Source organism: Paenibacillus sp. LjRoot153 (assembly GCF_964253085.1).
Taxonomy (GTDB): Bacteria; Bacillota; Bacilli; order Paenibacillales; family NBRC-103111; genus Paenibacillus_E.
This window is the reverse complement of the sequence record NZ_CAXUQH020000001.1, coordinates 4,521,233-4,534,591: the sequence shown is the minus strand read 5'-3', so window position 1 is coordinate 4,534,591 and position 13,359 is coordinate 4,521,233. Positions and strand designations below refer to the sequence as shown.

Annotated in this window: 15 protein-coding genes and 1 other annotated feature; of the genes, 14 read left to right on the top strand and 1 reads right to left on the bottom strand. The window is 44.2% G+C overall.

Translation table 11 applies throughout. The features are described 5' to 3' along the window. The first annotated feature begins 98 nt into the window (after nt 1-98). The 10 genes from ACSQ8P_RS19405 to asd all read left to right on the top strand — a co-directional run bounded on the left by ACSQ8P_RS19405 (nt 99) and on the right by asd (nt 10,075). The gene (locus ACSQ8P_RS19405) at nt 99-1,604 is read left to right on the top strand and encodes a hypothetical protein (RefSeq protein WP_436236677.1); all 1,506 of its coding nucleotides are present in this window, start codon (nt 99-101) and stop codon (nt 1,602-1,604) included. Nucleotides 1,605-1,781: 177 nt separating this feature from the next. Then, on the top strand, nt 1,782-2,477 hold the full coding sequence (locus ACSQ8P_RS19400) for a response regulator transcription factor (protein WP_436236676.1): 696 nt from the start codon (nt 1,782-1,784) through the stop codon (nt 2,475-2,477). Further along, the gene (locus ACSQ8P_RS19395) at nt 2,470-3,558 is read left to right on the top strand and encodes an ATP-binding protein (protein WP_436236675.1); all 1,089 of its coding nucleotides are present in this window, start codon (nt 2,470-2,472) and stop codon (nt 3,556-3,558) included. Before ACSQ8P_RS19400 ends, ACSQ8P_RS19395 begins: the two co-directional genes overlap by 8 nt. A gap of 96 nt (nt 3,559-3,654) precedes the next feature. Further along, nucleotides 3,655-4,524: a M15 family metallopeptidase gene (locus tag ACSQ8P_RS19390; RefSeq protein WP_436236674.1), complete on the top strand. Its 870-nt coding sequence runs from the start codon at nt 3,655-3,657 to the stop codon at nt 4,522-4,524. Between the two features lie 46 nt (nt 4,525-4,570). Further along, nucleotides 4,571-5,107, top strand: a complete 537-nt coding sequence (locus ACSQ8P_RS19385) for a VanZ family protein (protein ID WP_436239560.1) — start codon at nt 4,571-4,573, stop codon at nt 5,105-5,107. 162 nt (nt 5,108-5,269) lie between these two features. Beyond that, nucleotides 5,270-5,563, top strand: coding sequence for a hypothetical protein (locus ACSQ8P_RS19380; RefSeq protein WP_436236673.1), 294 nt, complete (start codon nt 5,270-5,272; stop codon nt 5,561-5,563). 29 nt (nt 5,564-5,592) lie between these two features. Next, nucleotides 5,593-5,901, top strand: coding sequence for a hypothetical protein (locus ACSQ8P_RS19375; protein WP_436236672.1), 309 nt, complete (start codon nt 5,593-5,595; stop codon nt 5,899-5,901). A 100-nt stretch (nt 5,902-6,001) separates the two neighbouring features. Beyond that, the gene (locus ACSQ8P_RS19370; protein WP_436236671.1) at nt 6,002-7,282 is read left to right on the top strand and encodes a serine dehydratase subunit alpha family protein; all 1,281 of its coding nucleotides are present in this window, start codon (nt 6,002-6,004) and stop codon (nt 7,280-7,282) included. Between the two features lie 136 nt (nt 7,283-7,418). Then, nucleotides 7,419-8,513, top strand: a complete 1,095-nt coding sequence (locus ACSQ8P_RS19365) for a hypothetical protein (protein WP_436236670.1) — start codon at nt 7,419-7,421, stop codon at nt 8,511-8,513. A gap of 60 nt (nt 8,514-8,573) precedes the next feature. Then, nucleotides 8,574-8,834 (top strand) — a binding site (T-box leader). A 155-nt stretch (nt 8,835-8,989) separates the two neighbouring features. Next, entirely contained in the window at nt 8,990-10,075 is a 1,086-nt protein-coding gene (gene asd, locus ACSQ8P_RS19360; RefSeq protein WP_436236669.1) for an aspartate-semialdehyde dehydrogenase, read from the top strand. Between the two features lie 95 nt (nt 10,076-10,170). On the opposite strand, the gene ACSQ8P_RS19355 is transcribed toward asd, so the two are convergent. Then, complete coding sequence (locus ACSQ8P_RS19355) at nt 10,171-10,599, bottom strand: DUF1801 domain-containing protein (RefSeq protein WP_436236668.1); 429 nt, start codon at nt 10,597-10,599, stop codon at nt 10,171-10,173. Between the two features lie 152 nt (nt 10,600-10,751). Here ACSQ8P_RS19355 and ACSQ8P_RS19350 point away from each other — a divergent pair, with 152 nt between their 5' ends. From ACSQ8P_RS19350 to ACSQ8P_RS19335, 4 genes are all read left to right on the top strand, one after another. Beyond that, the gene (locus tag ACSQ8P_RS19350) at nt 10,752-11,411 is read left to right on the top strand and encodes a hypothetical protein (RefSeq protein ID WP_436236667.1); all 660 of its coding nucleotides are present in this window, start codon (nt 10,752-10,754) and stop codon (nt 11,409-11,411) included. After that, complete coding sequence (locus tag ACSQ8P_RS19345) at nt 11,339-11,659, top strand: hypothetical protein (protein WP_436236666.1); 321 nt, start codon at nt 11,339-11,341, stop codon at nt 11,657-11,659. Before ACSQ8P_RS19350 ends, ACSQ8P_RS19345 begins: the two co-directional genes overlap by 73 nt. A gap of 50 nt (nt 11,660-11,709) precedes the next feature. Further along, nucleotides 11,710-12,615, top strand: coding sequence for an aminoglycoside phosphotransferase family protein (locus ACSQ8P_RS19340; RefSeq protein ID WP_436236665.1), 906 nt, complete (start codon nt 11,710-11,712; stop codon nt 12,613-12,615). A 70-nt stretch (nt 12,616-12,685) separates the two neighbouring features. Next, a complete protein-coding gene (locus ACSQ8P_RS19335; protein WP_436236664.1) occupies nt 12,686-13,294 on the top strand; it encodes a LysE/ArgO family amino acid transporter in 609 nt (202 codons plus the stop codon). The last annotated feature ends 65 nt before the right edge of the window (nt 13,295-13,359 follow it).

Here is a 13,359-nt window from a genome sequence, read left to right as displayed (position 1 = left end):
ATTTTCCATTTCACAAATTTGGTAGGCATTTACTGTGTCTATCTATTTAGGCTTTTAATATGATGATATACGTTTGAAAATAAGGAGATGAGATTAGTATGGGGAAAAGTAATTGCCCCCCAGGACCTCCAGGGCCAGAAGGGCCACGTGGGCCTCAAGGACCCCAAGGAGCTACTGGGACATCAGGGGCAGCAGGGCCTACGGGATCAATAGGACCAGCAGGAACAACCGGGGCAACAGGACCAGAAGGACCGAGAGGTCACAAAGGGAAAGAAGGGCCAGAAGGGCCTCGAGGACACAAAGGGCCAGAGGGACCAGCAGGACCACGAGGTCAACAAGGACCAGAAGGACCCAAAGGATCAACGGGACCAACAGGACCAACGGGAACAGTGGGTGCAACAGGAGCTACAGGAGCTACAGGTGCAGGAGCTACAGGAGCTGCGGGAGCTACGGGGGCATCAGGCCCAACGGGAGCTACAGGAGCTACAGGAGCTGCGGGAGCTACGGGGGCATCAGGCCCAGCGGGAGTTACAGGAGCTACAGGAGCTACGGGAGCTACGGGGGCATCAGGCCCAGCAGGCCCAGCAGGAGTTACAGGAGCTACAGGAGCTGCGGGAGCTACGGGGGCATCAGGCCCAGCGGGAGCTACAGGAGCTACAGGTACAGGAGCTACGGGAGCTACCGGCCCAGCGGGTGCAACAGGAGTTACAGGGCCAGCGGGTGGTCCGCCGGGACCAACAGGCCCAACAGGGCCAGCAGGTGCAGCAGGGGCAACCGGAGAAACCGGAACAGCGGGTGCAACAGGGCCAACAGGGCCAACCGGAGCTACGGGAGTAGCAGGTGCAACCGGAGCAACCGGAACAGAGGGAACAGCGGGTGCAACAGGAGCAACAGGAGCAACAGGAGCAACAGGAGCTACAGGTGTAGGAGCAACCGGAGCAACAGGCCCAGCGGGTGGTCCACCGGGACCAACAGGGGCAACAGGCCCAGCGGGTGGTCCGCCGGGACCAACAGGCGCAACAGGCCCAGCGGGAGCCACAGGCCCCGCAGGTGCGGCTGGTGCTGGAGGATTAATTCCATTTTCAACAGGTATCATCCTCAGTGGCGCTACAGTTGTATCAGCTGCTCCAATTTTAATGGGTTTTGGTAATCGCACGGTTGAAGTTATTAATGGTGCTGGAGAATCAACGATGCCGCCAGAAGCAGGTGGTTTTGCATTCCCAATTCCATTTAATGGAATTATTCGAAATTTACAAATAAGCGCAGATTTATTGGTTGCTTCAGTGGCTTCTATAAATGTGACACCACTTGTATATGATTTCACAGTTTTCAGAGCACCTTCATTTCCTAATAATGGGGTTAGTCATCTTGCTTCACAATACTTGACAACTCCGCTGACTAGCTCACTTACTTTTGGAGGTCCTGGTAATACGGTAATTGCCGGTACTTTCTATGCAGCAACGAATATTAATCTAGGAACATTAAATGTCGTTGCTGGAGATCGTATTGGTATTCGTATAAGAACGAATGTAGCGTCTAATCCCTCAGCAGCTGATATTACCCAGCTCTCGTTTAGCGCCAGTCTATCTTATACACCTAACTAAAAACAACATAGCCGCAAATCATGTAAGTCTCTGTTAGGTTTAAGAACTTCCCCAAAAAGCTGCCGCGTGCAGCTTTTTTTACTTCGTACAGGCAGAGCCGTTTTAGTCTGAATCGGTTATAATAGGAATGAATTGTAAACAAAGCGCAGGACAAGTTTTTTGAGGAGCGGGATAAGGATGAAGCGAACTACGATATTAATCGCAGATGATGAGGCGGAGATCGCTGATTTAGTTGCGTTACATTTAGAAAAAGAGGGCTACCATCTCATTAAAGTTTCCGACGGGAAAGAAGCCGTACAAGCGATTGAAACTCACGCCATTGATCTGGCGATTCTAGATATCATGATGCCCAAGATGGATGGCTATGAAGTGACACGTCAAATTCGTGAGAAGTATCCATTACCGATTATTTTTTTGAGTGCCAAATCCTCTGATTTGGATAAGATTACAGGCTTAATTATGGGTGCAGTCGATTATATGACCAAACCTTTCAATCCTATGGAATTGGTGGCTCGGGTGAATGCACAGCTGCGGCGATCTATCCAGTTGAGCCAACCGGCGGCAACGAGCAGTCGTGTATTGGAAGTGGGAGGCGTGACCATTGATGCGGATCAAAGATCAGTTCTTCTATATGGAGAGAAAATCGAGCTTACACCGAAGGAATTTGATATTCTGTATCTTTTAGCGAGTCACCCGAAGAAGGTGTATAGTGCGGAGCATATTTTTGGACACGTATGGGGGGAAGCCTATTATGAAAGTGGTAACACAGTCATGGTACATATTCGTACACTGCGCAAAAAACTTGGTGAAGATGTGAACAAAAATAAATTAATCAAAACCGTATGGGGTGTGGGTTATACATTCAATGGCTAATCTATTGCGCAGCTTTCGATCCAAAATGATCGGTTTATTAGGACTCAGCATGCTGTTGTCCGGTACTTTTACCTTTATACTTTATCGGGTACTGAAGCTTTATTATTCAGGCGTTCGAAGAGAAGATCCTGTAGCTAAATTACGTCATTTTGTTAACACAATTGGGGACTTAAACTTTTTCTTGATGGTATTTGTACCGCTTTCAATATTGTGTTTCTTCTTCCTAACGAAGCGCTATGCCACCTATTTTAATGAGATTTCGACGGGAATTCATCGCCTTGCTGGCGGCGACTTTCACAGTCGCATTCATATTGATGCTAATGACGAATTCAAAGATATCGCTGAAGATATTAATATGGCCAGTGAGAAACTACGACAAGCGGTTGAACGTGGTGATTTTGCTGAAAACAGTAAGGATCAGCTCGTTTTGAACTTAGCTCACGATCTACGTACGCCGCTCACCTCGGTCATTGGATATTTGGATTTCATCCTCCAGGACGAGCAGTTATCGAGGGAACAAATGATACATTATACGACCATTGCTTTTAATAAATCGCAACGCTTAGAGAAGCTCATTGATGAGCTATTTGAAATTACGCGGATGAAATATGGCATGTTGACCATTGAGAAGAAGCAGATTGATTTGAGTGAACTGCTGATTCAACTCAATGAGGAATTGTTCCCCGTTTTTGAAAAAAGTAAGTTGATAAGCAGGTTGGATGTTTCTCCACATTTGGAAATCTCGGCGGATGGAGAACTGCTTGCACGTGTATTTGAGAATCTATTGACGAATGCCAATCGGTATGGGAAAGATGGTCAATTTGTGGATATTAAAGGTCATCGAGATGGGGAAGAGGTGGTTGTTCAAGTCATCAACTATGGCAATTGCATATCCCCAGATGAACTTCCTCATCTCTTTGAAATGTTTTATACAGGCGATCAAGCGCGAACCCATCAAGGCGGGAGTACAGGACTGGGTTTATTCATCGCCAAAAATATTGTGGAGCAGCATGGAGGAGAGATCACCGTCCAAAGTAATGTGATTCGTACACTTTTTGAGGTCAGATTGCCACTTTCCTGATTGAATTTTAAGAAAAATTTTATATTTGTCCCACTTCTAATTTAAACAGTTTTCTTTATTCTAAATGCAAGATAAGGTTTAGGAGGGAAACTAGTCATGAAGAAGTGGGTTTTTTGGTCTGTCATAGTCGTCCTGTTAGGTTATGAGGCCATACAGCAACATTCAGCAGATGGTAAAAGGGCTGACCATTTACGTGTTGAGTATAGTGCTTATGCAGTGACTTCTCCTGGGAAGGATCTGACAACGATCAAAGTGACGAAAGAACAGATATATCAAGGAGATCTCGTATTAATTAATCAAGATTACCCGGTACATCAAATAGGCATGCAGACCGATATTCTTAATCTTTTTCAGCATAAAGAGCTTGTTAAAGGATTTGGACTTTTAGATAACACAATCCGATTATCACAAAGCGTTGTTCAAGCTTTTACGACAATGATCAGCGCTGCTGAAAAAGACGGGGTTCGTCACTTCCTGATTAACAGTGGCTACCGAGATAATAAAGAACAAAGTCAGTTGTACAAAGATATGGGAGCTAATTTTGCTTTGCCAGCGGGACATAGTGAACATAATTTAGGTTTAGCCCTTGATATTGGTTCTACACAAGCGGATATGAATCAGGCGACTGAGGGAGAATGGTTGATCCGAAATGCCGCGGAATATGGGTTTATTTTACGGTATCCCAAAGACAAAACGGCTATCACTGGCATCCAATATGAACCCTGGCATTTTCGCTATGTTGGTTTACCACACAGTGTAATTATGCAGCAGATGAACTTGTCGTTGGAAGAATATTTGGCGTATTTGAAACAACAAAAGAACATTACAACGAAGGTAAAAGGGAAGATCTACGAGATTTCATATTATCCAATCACCCAGAATAGTACCATCCAAGTGCCTAACAATCGTTCCTATCACCTATCGGGTAACAATATGGATGGCATCATCGTAACTGTGTTTCCATGAAGCGCAAATAAGAATTTGAGGAGAGTGAGTTTACGGTTTGAAACAAATGAAAGTATGGAATGAGATGCTGTTGTCGGCGTTATTCGCCTTTTATATGTATGTTCTGTTCAAGATCATTCTATTTAAATTCAGTTCCATTGACTTACCTTTTCTGTGGCATCAGCTTCAGCGGAATATAGAGAATCCTGTGCATATCCAAAATCGGTTAGAATTTGCGAACTTCAAGCCTCTCGTTTCGATAACGAATAATATTCAAAGCTTATCCTCACATGATCTCGTAAATTTGTTAGGGAATATCGCGATATTCATGCCATATGGTGTGTTTCTAGTCATGATGTCGCGGCAAAAGAAGAAGTCACTGTACGGTGTGTTCTTACGTTCTGTGGGGTTAAGTCTATGTTTGGAAGGTTTGCAAGTTGTTCTTTCAATGGGGAGCTTTGATGTGGATGATCTCATTCTTAATGGGTTTGGTGGTATACTCGGGTATTTTGTTTTCAAGCTGTCCATGAAATTCAAAGCTAGTTTATTACGTATGATTGAATCTCACCACATGGCCTTTTCTAAGGAAGGTAACATAACCTAAGGTGATGAAATACGAGAATAGGCTGTCCTACAAGAAAAGCAAGCTTCTAGAGGACAGCCTATTTACATTCACTAGGAAGCGAATGGCTGATCTTATCTGGAATATGGTACTATGATGTGAGAAATCACATAATTTGCAATAGAATGTCGAGGCGGTTCACGTATGGAAGCAGAGCAAGTCAGTGCTAAAGAATTATTTACCTTTTATCGAGGCAGCACTTTGCAGATGCATCGAGCAGGAGCTCATGATGAATATAAATCATTTGCTGTGCCGAAAGAGACAGAAATGAAGTGGGTCCAAGAAATGATCGACCAGTACTCGAGAGAGCTTTCCATAAGAGATGCGGCCGTGTTAGATAGTTTAGAATCCATAGCCCGAGATTTTAAAGAAGTATGCATTCTTAATAATGTCGTAAGCTTCGCTTCAAGGCATATTAAGACTGTTATATTTTTATGATGAAATTACACAATCACGGAGGTCATACAATGAGTCAACGCTATCGCATTACGAGAGCTTTTCAACAACATGATCAAGACGCACCATCCATTTCATTGGAAGAGTGTAAGCAATACTTTTCTACACAACCGGATTTCACTTACACATCCGTATTTAAAGTGACTGGAGCCACAAGCATGTCCATCGATGGGGATTTCTTCATGTGGAGCTATGGCGAAATCCAGATTCCTTTTCGGCATTATCAGGGGGATATTTATGTTTCAGGCACGAATGAAGCCGTCATTCCTAAGATGTTAGAGGTTGCAAGTGAATTGGGAGCCGATGTGGCGGAAGGTTAATTACCCTTAGTAGTAGTTGAACTTAGCTGACAAGCTATAGTATATTCTAAATTATCATTCGAGGGTCATGGATAACTTGGGTAGTAAGGGGGGGACATCTTTGCATACGAATACATTCATTCACATATTGAAAACCGAACTTGTCGTCGCGCTTGGCTGCACAGAGCCGGTTGCAATTGCCCTGGCTGCCGCGAAGGCACGAAGCTATGTGAAAGGTCCAATCGAGAAGGTAACTGTTCATGCTAGCGCAGGCATCATCAAGAATGCATTAGCCGTCGGGATTCCAGGTACGAATCTGACCGGGATCGATTTCGTAGCTGCTTTAGGTGCAATTGCAGGCAATGCCGAGAAGCAATTAGAAGTGCTTGCTGATATTCAACCAGATGATGTTGCAGCAGCTCAGGACATGGTTGAACGCGGTAGTTCGATGGTTCATCTAGCAGATACGACCAGAAAGTTATATATTGAGGTCGTCGTTACCACAGAGCAAAGTTATGCAAAGGTTGTCATCACGGACAACCACACGAATATCACATTAGTTGAGGTTGATGGGAAGGTCATCGAATCTGGAGGCTGTGCCAACGCGAGCTTCAAGAGCTCCAAAGAGGAGCGTGGCGAGCTTACGATTGATGGTATTGTAGATTTCGTGAATACGGTTGATCTTGCCGAGCTCCAAATGGTCAAACAAAGTATTGAGTTGAACCGTAAAGCTGGTTTAGATGGATTAACGCATGCCTATGGTCTCGAAGTTGGCAAAACGATTAAAGAAAATGTGCAAAAGGGCATTTTGTCCGATGACTTAATCTCTCATGCCATGGCGCTTGCCGCAGCTGGATCGGATGCTCGTATGGCGGGTTCCAGCATGCCTGTTATGGCAAATTCGGGAAGTGGAAACCAAGGTATTGCAGCAACGAACCCTGTTATCGCGGCAGCTGAGAAGCTTGGTGTTACGGAAGAAAAGCTCATTCGTGCCGTCACACTCAGTCACTTGATCACTATTCACATCAAGTCCAAATTTGGTCGATTGTCCGCGTTATGTGGCGTCACTGTATCTGGGACTGGTGCTAGCTGCGGGATAACCTATCTACTCGGCGGTGGGAAGAACGAGATTAAAGCCGCGATTCAAAACATGCTCGGTAATGTAACGGGGATGATGTGTGATGGTGCCAAAGGCGGCTGTGCGATGAAAGTAGCAACTTGTACGAGCGCAGCAGTGCAATCTGCGTTGCTTGCCTCCAAAGGAATGACGATTTCCTCGACGAATGGCTTTATCGAAAATGATACCGAGAAAACGATCGACAATTTCTGTCGGATTGGGAATGAAGCAACTTCTGACATGGACAAGCTCGTCCTCGAAATGATGTTGAATAAAGATATATAGTTCGATAATTATCCGCTGAAAGGCGGGTTTTATTTTTGCGTGGCGACTGATATTCCTTAAGTGATGGTGAAATGGAAACTTTTTGCAGTGTTCTTCGTCTAATTCATTAGAATTTAATGATTTGGAGTGATGACATTTGAGTAAATCTGGTGTAGGTCCACTCATCAAAAAAGTAATAATTCTGTCCGTAATCATGATAGTGATGGTTCCATTATTGACTTACGCGGCAAGTGCTCATTGGATTGAGCCTGAGCTAAAGCCTTACAAGCAAGGGATTGTGCCGTTTAAAGATGGCAGTTCTATGGAAGGACCGGTCACGAGAGAAGAGTGGAACTCCTTCTACTTCTATGTATTGAACCCGGAGCGATACGATGAGCCGATCGATATTGGAAACTGGGTAACGATGATTAAGATGGGTGTACAGCTGCCTAAGGGCAAGGAAAACGAGCTGCTCAAAGGCTATGTGTATGATCTGGCTCCGATGTATGCACAACATGTGAACCGCGAGACGGCTGTTGGTGGATTAATTAAATTGCTGTCGTTTAGCATCGTACCAGGCAGTGCGGATAACAAGCAATTGGATGCGAGTAAAGATTTCTTAGATTTCAAAGACATTAGGGAAATGCATCAAGGACTTGTTCGAACTGCCTATCGGGACGGCTTGTTAGACAGCGCAACGAAAACCCATTTTCGGCCGAAAGACAACCTGACGAACGCGGAAGCCATTTCGATTATGGCCAAAGTTATGAATAAATACGAGCAGGAAGCGTCCAAGATGAAACCGCCATCTCAACCTGGATTTCCAAGCGTCGTTACTTTATTTGAGAATACGCCTATGTACAGCTCCAAGGATGCAACTATGGGGTTGAATGGGATGATCTCACCGCAGGATGTTCGAATCGTTGCCGTTCAAGAGGATTGGCTCACCTATGGCAATGTGACAGATACGAAGTGGTTTCAGGTTGAAACTTGGCTTGGACCACAATGGATTCAGTTGGAACTGCAACAGGTGGGGAACTTAGAACGAGTAGAAACGAATCTGCTTCTACAACAGTCAACTTCGCTTCAAGATTCGCCTCACCCTGACAGTACGCTTTCGTTCGTACTTTCTCCGCAAAAGGTTCATGTCATTGGGCTTTTCCGCAGCAAATTTGCTGAGAGTTTTTTGGTTGATACATGGGTAGGGCCTAAATGGATCACGAATCCTAATGGTGCAATTCAAGAAAAATAATGCATTTTCCAAAATTTATTGTTTACGTACCTCTCGTTATTTGATACTATTATCGCAATAACAAATGCGTTGAAGAGAAGAGTAAATAAATGAAATCTTTCACAGAGAGCTCCGTCCGCTGAAAAGGAGTAAAGAGAACTTTATTGAACAAAGCCTCAGAGCAGCACATCGGAACCCATAGCGGGGGATGGTGTGACAGGAGCTCCTGTTATAGAGCTAAAGTATACGCAAGGCTTTGGCCTGTCGTACTTGAAGAGGCTGATATGGCGACATATTGGTGAAACTGGGTGGTACCACGAGGATATTAATCTCGTCCCTAAGACTGGCAATAGTCTTGGGGGTGGGATTTTTTTGCTATTGCGCAAGAAACTTTGCGCACATGTTATAATATTAAGCACACAGATACAAGTAGTTTGAATTTACTATTGAGATGCTTTTTACTACATCATACGAATGTGAAAGGATTTGAATATAGAATGTCGAGAAAATTAAAAGTAGGTATTGTCGGAGGAACTGGCATGGTTGGCCAGAGATTCGTTGAATTGCTGGATCAACATCCCTGGTTTGAAGTGACTGCGATTGCTGCAAGCAGCAGTTCTGCAGGTAAAACATATGAAGAATCTGTTCAAAGCAGATGGAAACTGGCTACACCAATCCCAGAAAATGTGAAACAGATTATCGTGCAAGATGCATCGAAAGTGGAGGAAGTTGCCACTGGGGTTGATTTTATTTTTTGTGCCGTTGATATGAAAAAGGATGAAATTAAAGCGTTAGAGGAAGCCTACGCCAAAACAGGCACGCCTGTTATTTCTAATAATTCAGCTCACCGCTGGACTCCAGATATTCCGATGGTTATCCCAGAAGTTAATCCAGGTCATATTGAAATTATTGCTGCGCAAAGAAAACGTCTTGGAACCTCGACTGGGTTTATCGCAGTAAAACCTAATTGCTCCATCCAAAGCTACGTGCCAGCCCTAAACGCTTTGTTAGATTTTAAACCAACGAACATCGTTGCTTCAACGTATCAAGCGATCTCAGGCGCGGGTAAAAACTTCACAGATTGGCCTGAGATGTTGGATAACGTTATTCCTTACATCGGTGGGGAAGAAGAGAAAAGCGAGCAGGAGCCGCTGCGTATCTGGGGCAATATCGTAAATAATGAAATCATTAAAGCGAGTTCTCCGCTAATTACGACGCAATGTATCCGCGTTCCAGTAACAGACGGACATTTGGCAACGGTGTTTGCATCTTTCGAAAATAAACCTTCGAAAGAAGAAATTCTTGCTCGCTGGTTGAACTACAAAGGACGTCCGCAAGAGTTAAATCTGCCGAGTGCTCCGAAACAGTTCATTACTTACTTTGAAGAAGAGAATAGACCACAAACGAAGCTGGATCGCGAGATTGAGCGCGGTATGGGTGTTTCCGTTGGACGTTTGCGCGAAGATTCCATGTTTGATTATAAATTCGTTGGATTGTCGCATAACACATTGCGCGGCGCAGCGGGTGGTGCGGTTCTAATCGCTGAGTTGCTGAAAGCAGAAGGTTATATTCAAGCGAAATAAAGCCTCCGAAAAGGCAGCGGGCCACAGACTTTAATATGCAAGTAGGGGCCGCCTCCGCGTAGATGGATCTACACGGAGGCGGCCCCTTTCTTGATTTAGGTATGACTCGGGTAGCGTTCCTGCAGGAATGAGACCGATTGGCTTATTAATGCTTTTAAAATATCAACGTTAATATCTGCAACTTTATTGATATATACACAGGCTTTTGCAGCCTCATGTTTGCCGAGTTCCTTTAATAATTCCTCTCGATCGGTATCTCCTGTTGCAAAATACAAGCTGATTTTGGCTTTTCGCGGTGAGAAACCAACTAAAGGGGCATCGCCTTCATGACCGGACGCATATTTGTAATGATAAGTGCCAAAACCAATAATGCTAGGACCCCACATTTTAGCTTCATAACCAGTCACTTCTGTAAAAATATCTAATAATTGATAAGCGTCTTCACGCTTTTTAATACTTTCCACATTTTCAATAAACTCAAGGACACTGCTATCCGTTTCTTTCGTTTTTGCTTCGTATGCCATAGAAACACTCCTTATCGATTTTACCGATGTGATGGCTAGTCATGATCATTTTACCAAAGAAGTGTTTGAAATAGAAACATTTCTACGGGAAAGATCGTCTAATACATACGACTGGAATTGACTATTATCACGTGAAAGAAGGGGTTTTTTTCATGTGGACAAAGCGATATTGGTTTCCGATGGTTCCATGTACGTTATTTATTTGTGTCCTGATTGTGGGTTGCGGTGATCGAAAGGTAGTAGATCATTACGAAGGAGCTGCTCAGCTCCAGGAGACACCTAAAAAGACGAAGTCTGTATCAAAAGAAGATTTACAAAAATATGCAAATCAGTTAGTTACATTAGAGACGCTTTTTGAAAGACACCAAGTTAAGCCTCAATCCTCCTATAGCAATGATCAAGAAGCCTTTCTGGAGGTGCGCCGTGTAGGCGAACATGCCCAAACACTCTCGGAGACTGAGAAGACAAAGCTTAGACAATCCATCTATGAGGCGATCGGTGCCGAGTTTCCACTGAATATATCCGTCTATACGATTGATGAGCAATCTGGAATGACTGGTAAAATTACTGCAATTAATGAAAAGAGAAGTTTTCTAGTCGTATCATCCGATAAATTCATTGGTCAAGATAAGAAAATGCCTGATGCTGCGTGGTATAGCATGTCTGACGATGCAAGAATTGAGTATGAAGGGAAGAAGCTGCAACCGATTGAGGTTCAGATTGGATCTACCGTTAGAGTGTGGGCAGAAGGCTTGATGCTGACGAGTTACCCTGGCAAACAACGGGACTTCGCCTCGAAATCATCGCACTAGGCAATGGCGCCGGTGATGCAAGCGGTAAGGTCACAGGATTAGTTACAACTGGCGAAGGGGTTAATGTGGAGCGTATCATTGAAATCGATGGTGTGAAACATAGACTTCTTCCGTTTGCGCAACTAAGAAAAGAAAGCGTCCCAGCACAATTCTCCGAAATAACAGTTGGCAAGCAGGTGAAAATTTGGTTTGCAGGATATGATTTTGGTAATGAGAAATTTGTGACAAAAGTCGTCTTGGATAGTTAGTTGTAGAGACAATTAATTCAATCTTGAATGATGCCTAAGGAAGTGTGCAAATGAGCCAATCGAAAGAGATAATTATTGACTTACAACTCGTGCAGCATCTGATCACTTCCCAATTTCCACAATGGGCAGAGCTGAGTCTACGGCCTGTGGATTCGGCTGGAACAGACAATGCCATATATCGGCTTGGGGAAGAGATGGCGGTTCGGTTACCTCGAGCGGAATGGGCCATTGGTCAAGTGGAAAAAGAGCAGCGTTGGCTGCCGATGCTAGCCCAGAAGATACCGGTATCCATCCCAGTGCCCCTAGCACAGGGCGTTCCTACGGAAGACTATCCATGGTTCTGGTCTGTGTATCGTTGGCTGGATGGCGAGAATGCGACAGTTGGGCAACTAGCCAGCTATTACCAAGCGGCAACAGCTCTTGCACAATTCATCTACGCCATGCAGTCAATCGATCCTACAGGTGGCCCTGCTCCAGGTTCTCACAATTCTGGCAGGGGTGAACCTCTGGCTATGCGAGATTCGGCAGTTCGAGATGCAATCGCAACCTTGAATCCTATCATCGATACGGAAATAGCAGAGGCTGCATGGGATTTGGCACTTCATGCTCCCGCATGGCAAGGACAAGGCGTTTGGATTCATGGAGATTTACATCCGGGGAATCTTCTTATTGATAAGGGAAGGCTAAGCGCTGTGATTGACTTTGGTACGTTAGGCATAGGTGATCCTGCCTGTGACCTCATGGTTGCATGGACATTCCTTACAGCCGAGAGTCGAGAGGATTTCCGCACCTTACTATCGGTCGATGAAGCAACGTGGGTGAGAGGCCGCGGCTGGGCGCTTTCTTTCGGATTGATTGCTTATGCTTATTACATAGACAAGAACCCTGGGCTTGCCGCCATCTCGCGACGCGCGATTGATGAGGTGCTTAGCGAGCATGTGAATCGTTGCGAATAGCATGGAACATAAACTCATCAACGTTTTTTATTTATTTAGGTTTACGATTTGTAGATAGGAGAAATACATCATGCTAACTGCCATTCTTCAAGGAATTCTTTTATCAGCAGGTCTCATCTTGCCGCTAGGTGTTCAAAATGTATTTGTTTTTAATCAAGGGGTCACACAGCCACGTCTAGTAAGGGCATTACCTGTCGTTCTGATAGCATCATTATGTGACACGGCACTTATTACTTTGGCTATTTTAGGCATATCCGTCGTTATCGTTACTATACCTGCTATTAAGTTCGTGCTTTTTTTACTAGGCATACTGTTTCTTATGTATATGGGGATTGTTACGTGGAAAAGTAAACCTGCCACTACGTCAACGGAAGAGAAAGCACTATCTCCTAAGAAGCAAATAGCGTTTGCTGCATCGGTTTCACTCTTAAATCCTCATGCCATTTTGGATACGATCGGAGTCATTGGAACAAGTTCTATCCACTATGTTGGGAAAGAAAAATGGGTATTTGCAATTGCTTGTATACTTGTGTCATGGATTTGGTTCTTTGCTCTTGCCGTCATGGGGAGACAGGTTGGGAAATTAGATAAATCTAACAGATTTATGACGTATCTCAATAAAGTTTCGGCGCTAATCATGTGGGGGACTGCCGTTTATTTATTTAAGCAATTAATCTAAACGTAAAGAAGTGTAAATAAAGAATTTCCACTTGATTTCCAGTGATTCTCCCGAATATAATGAAG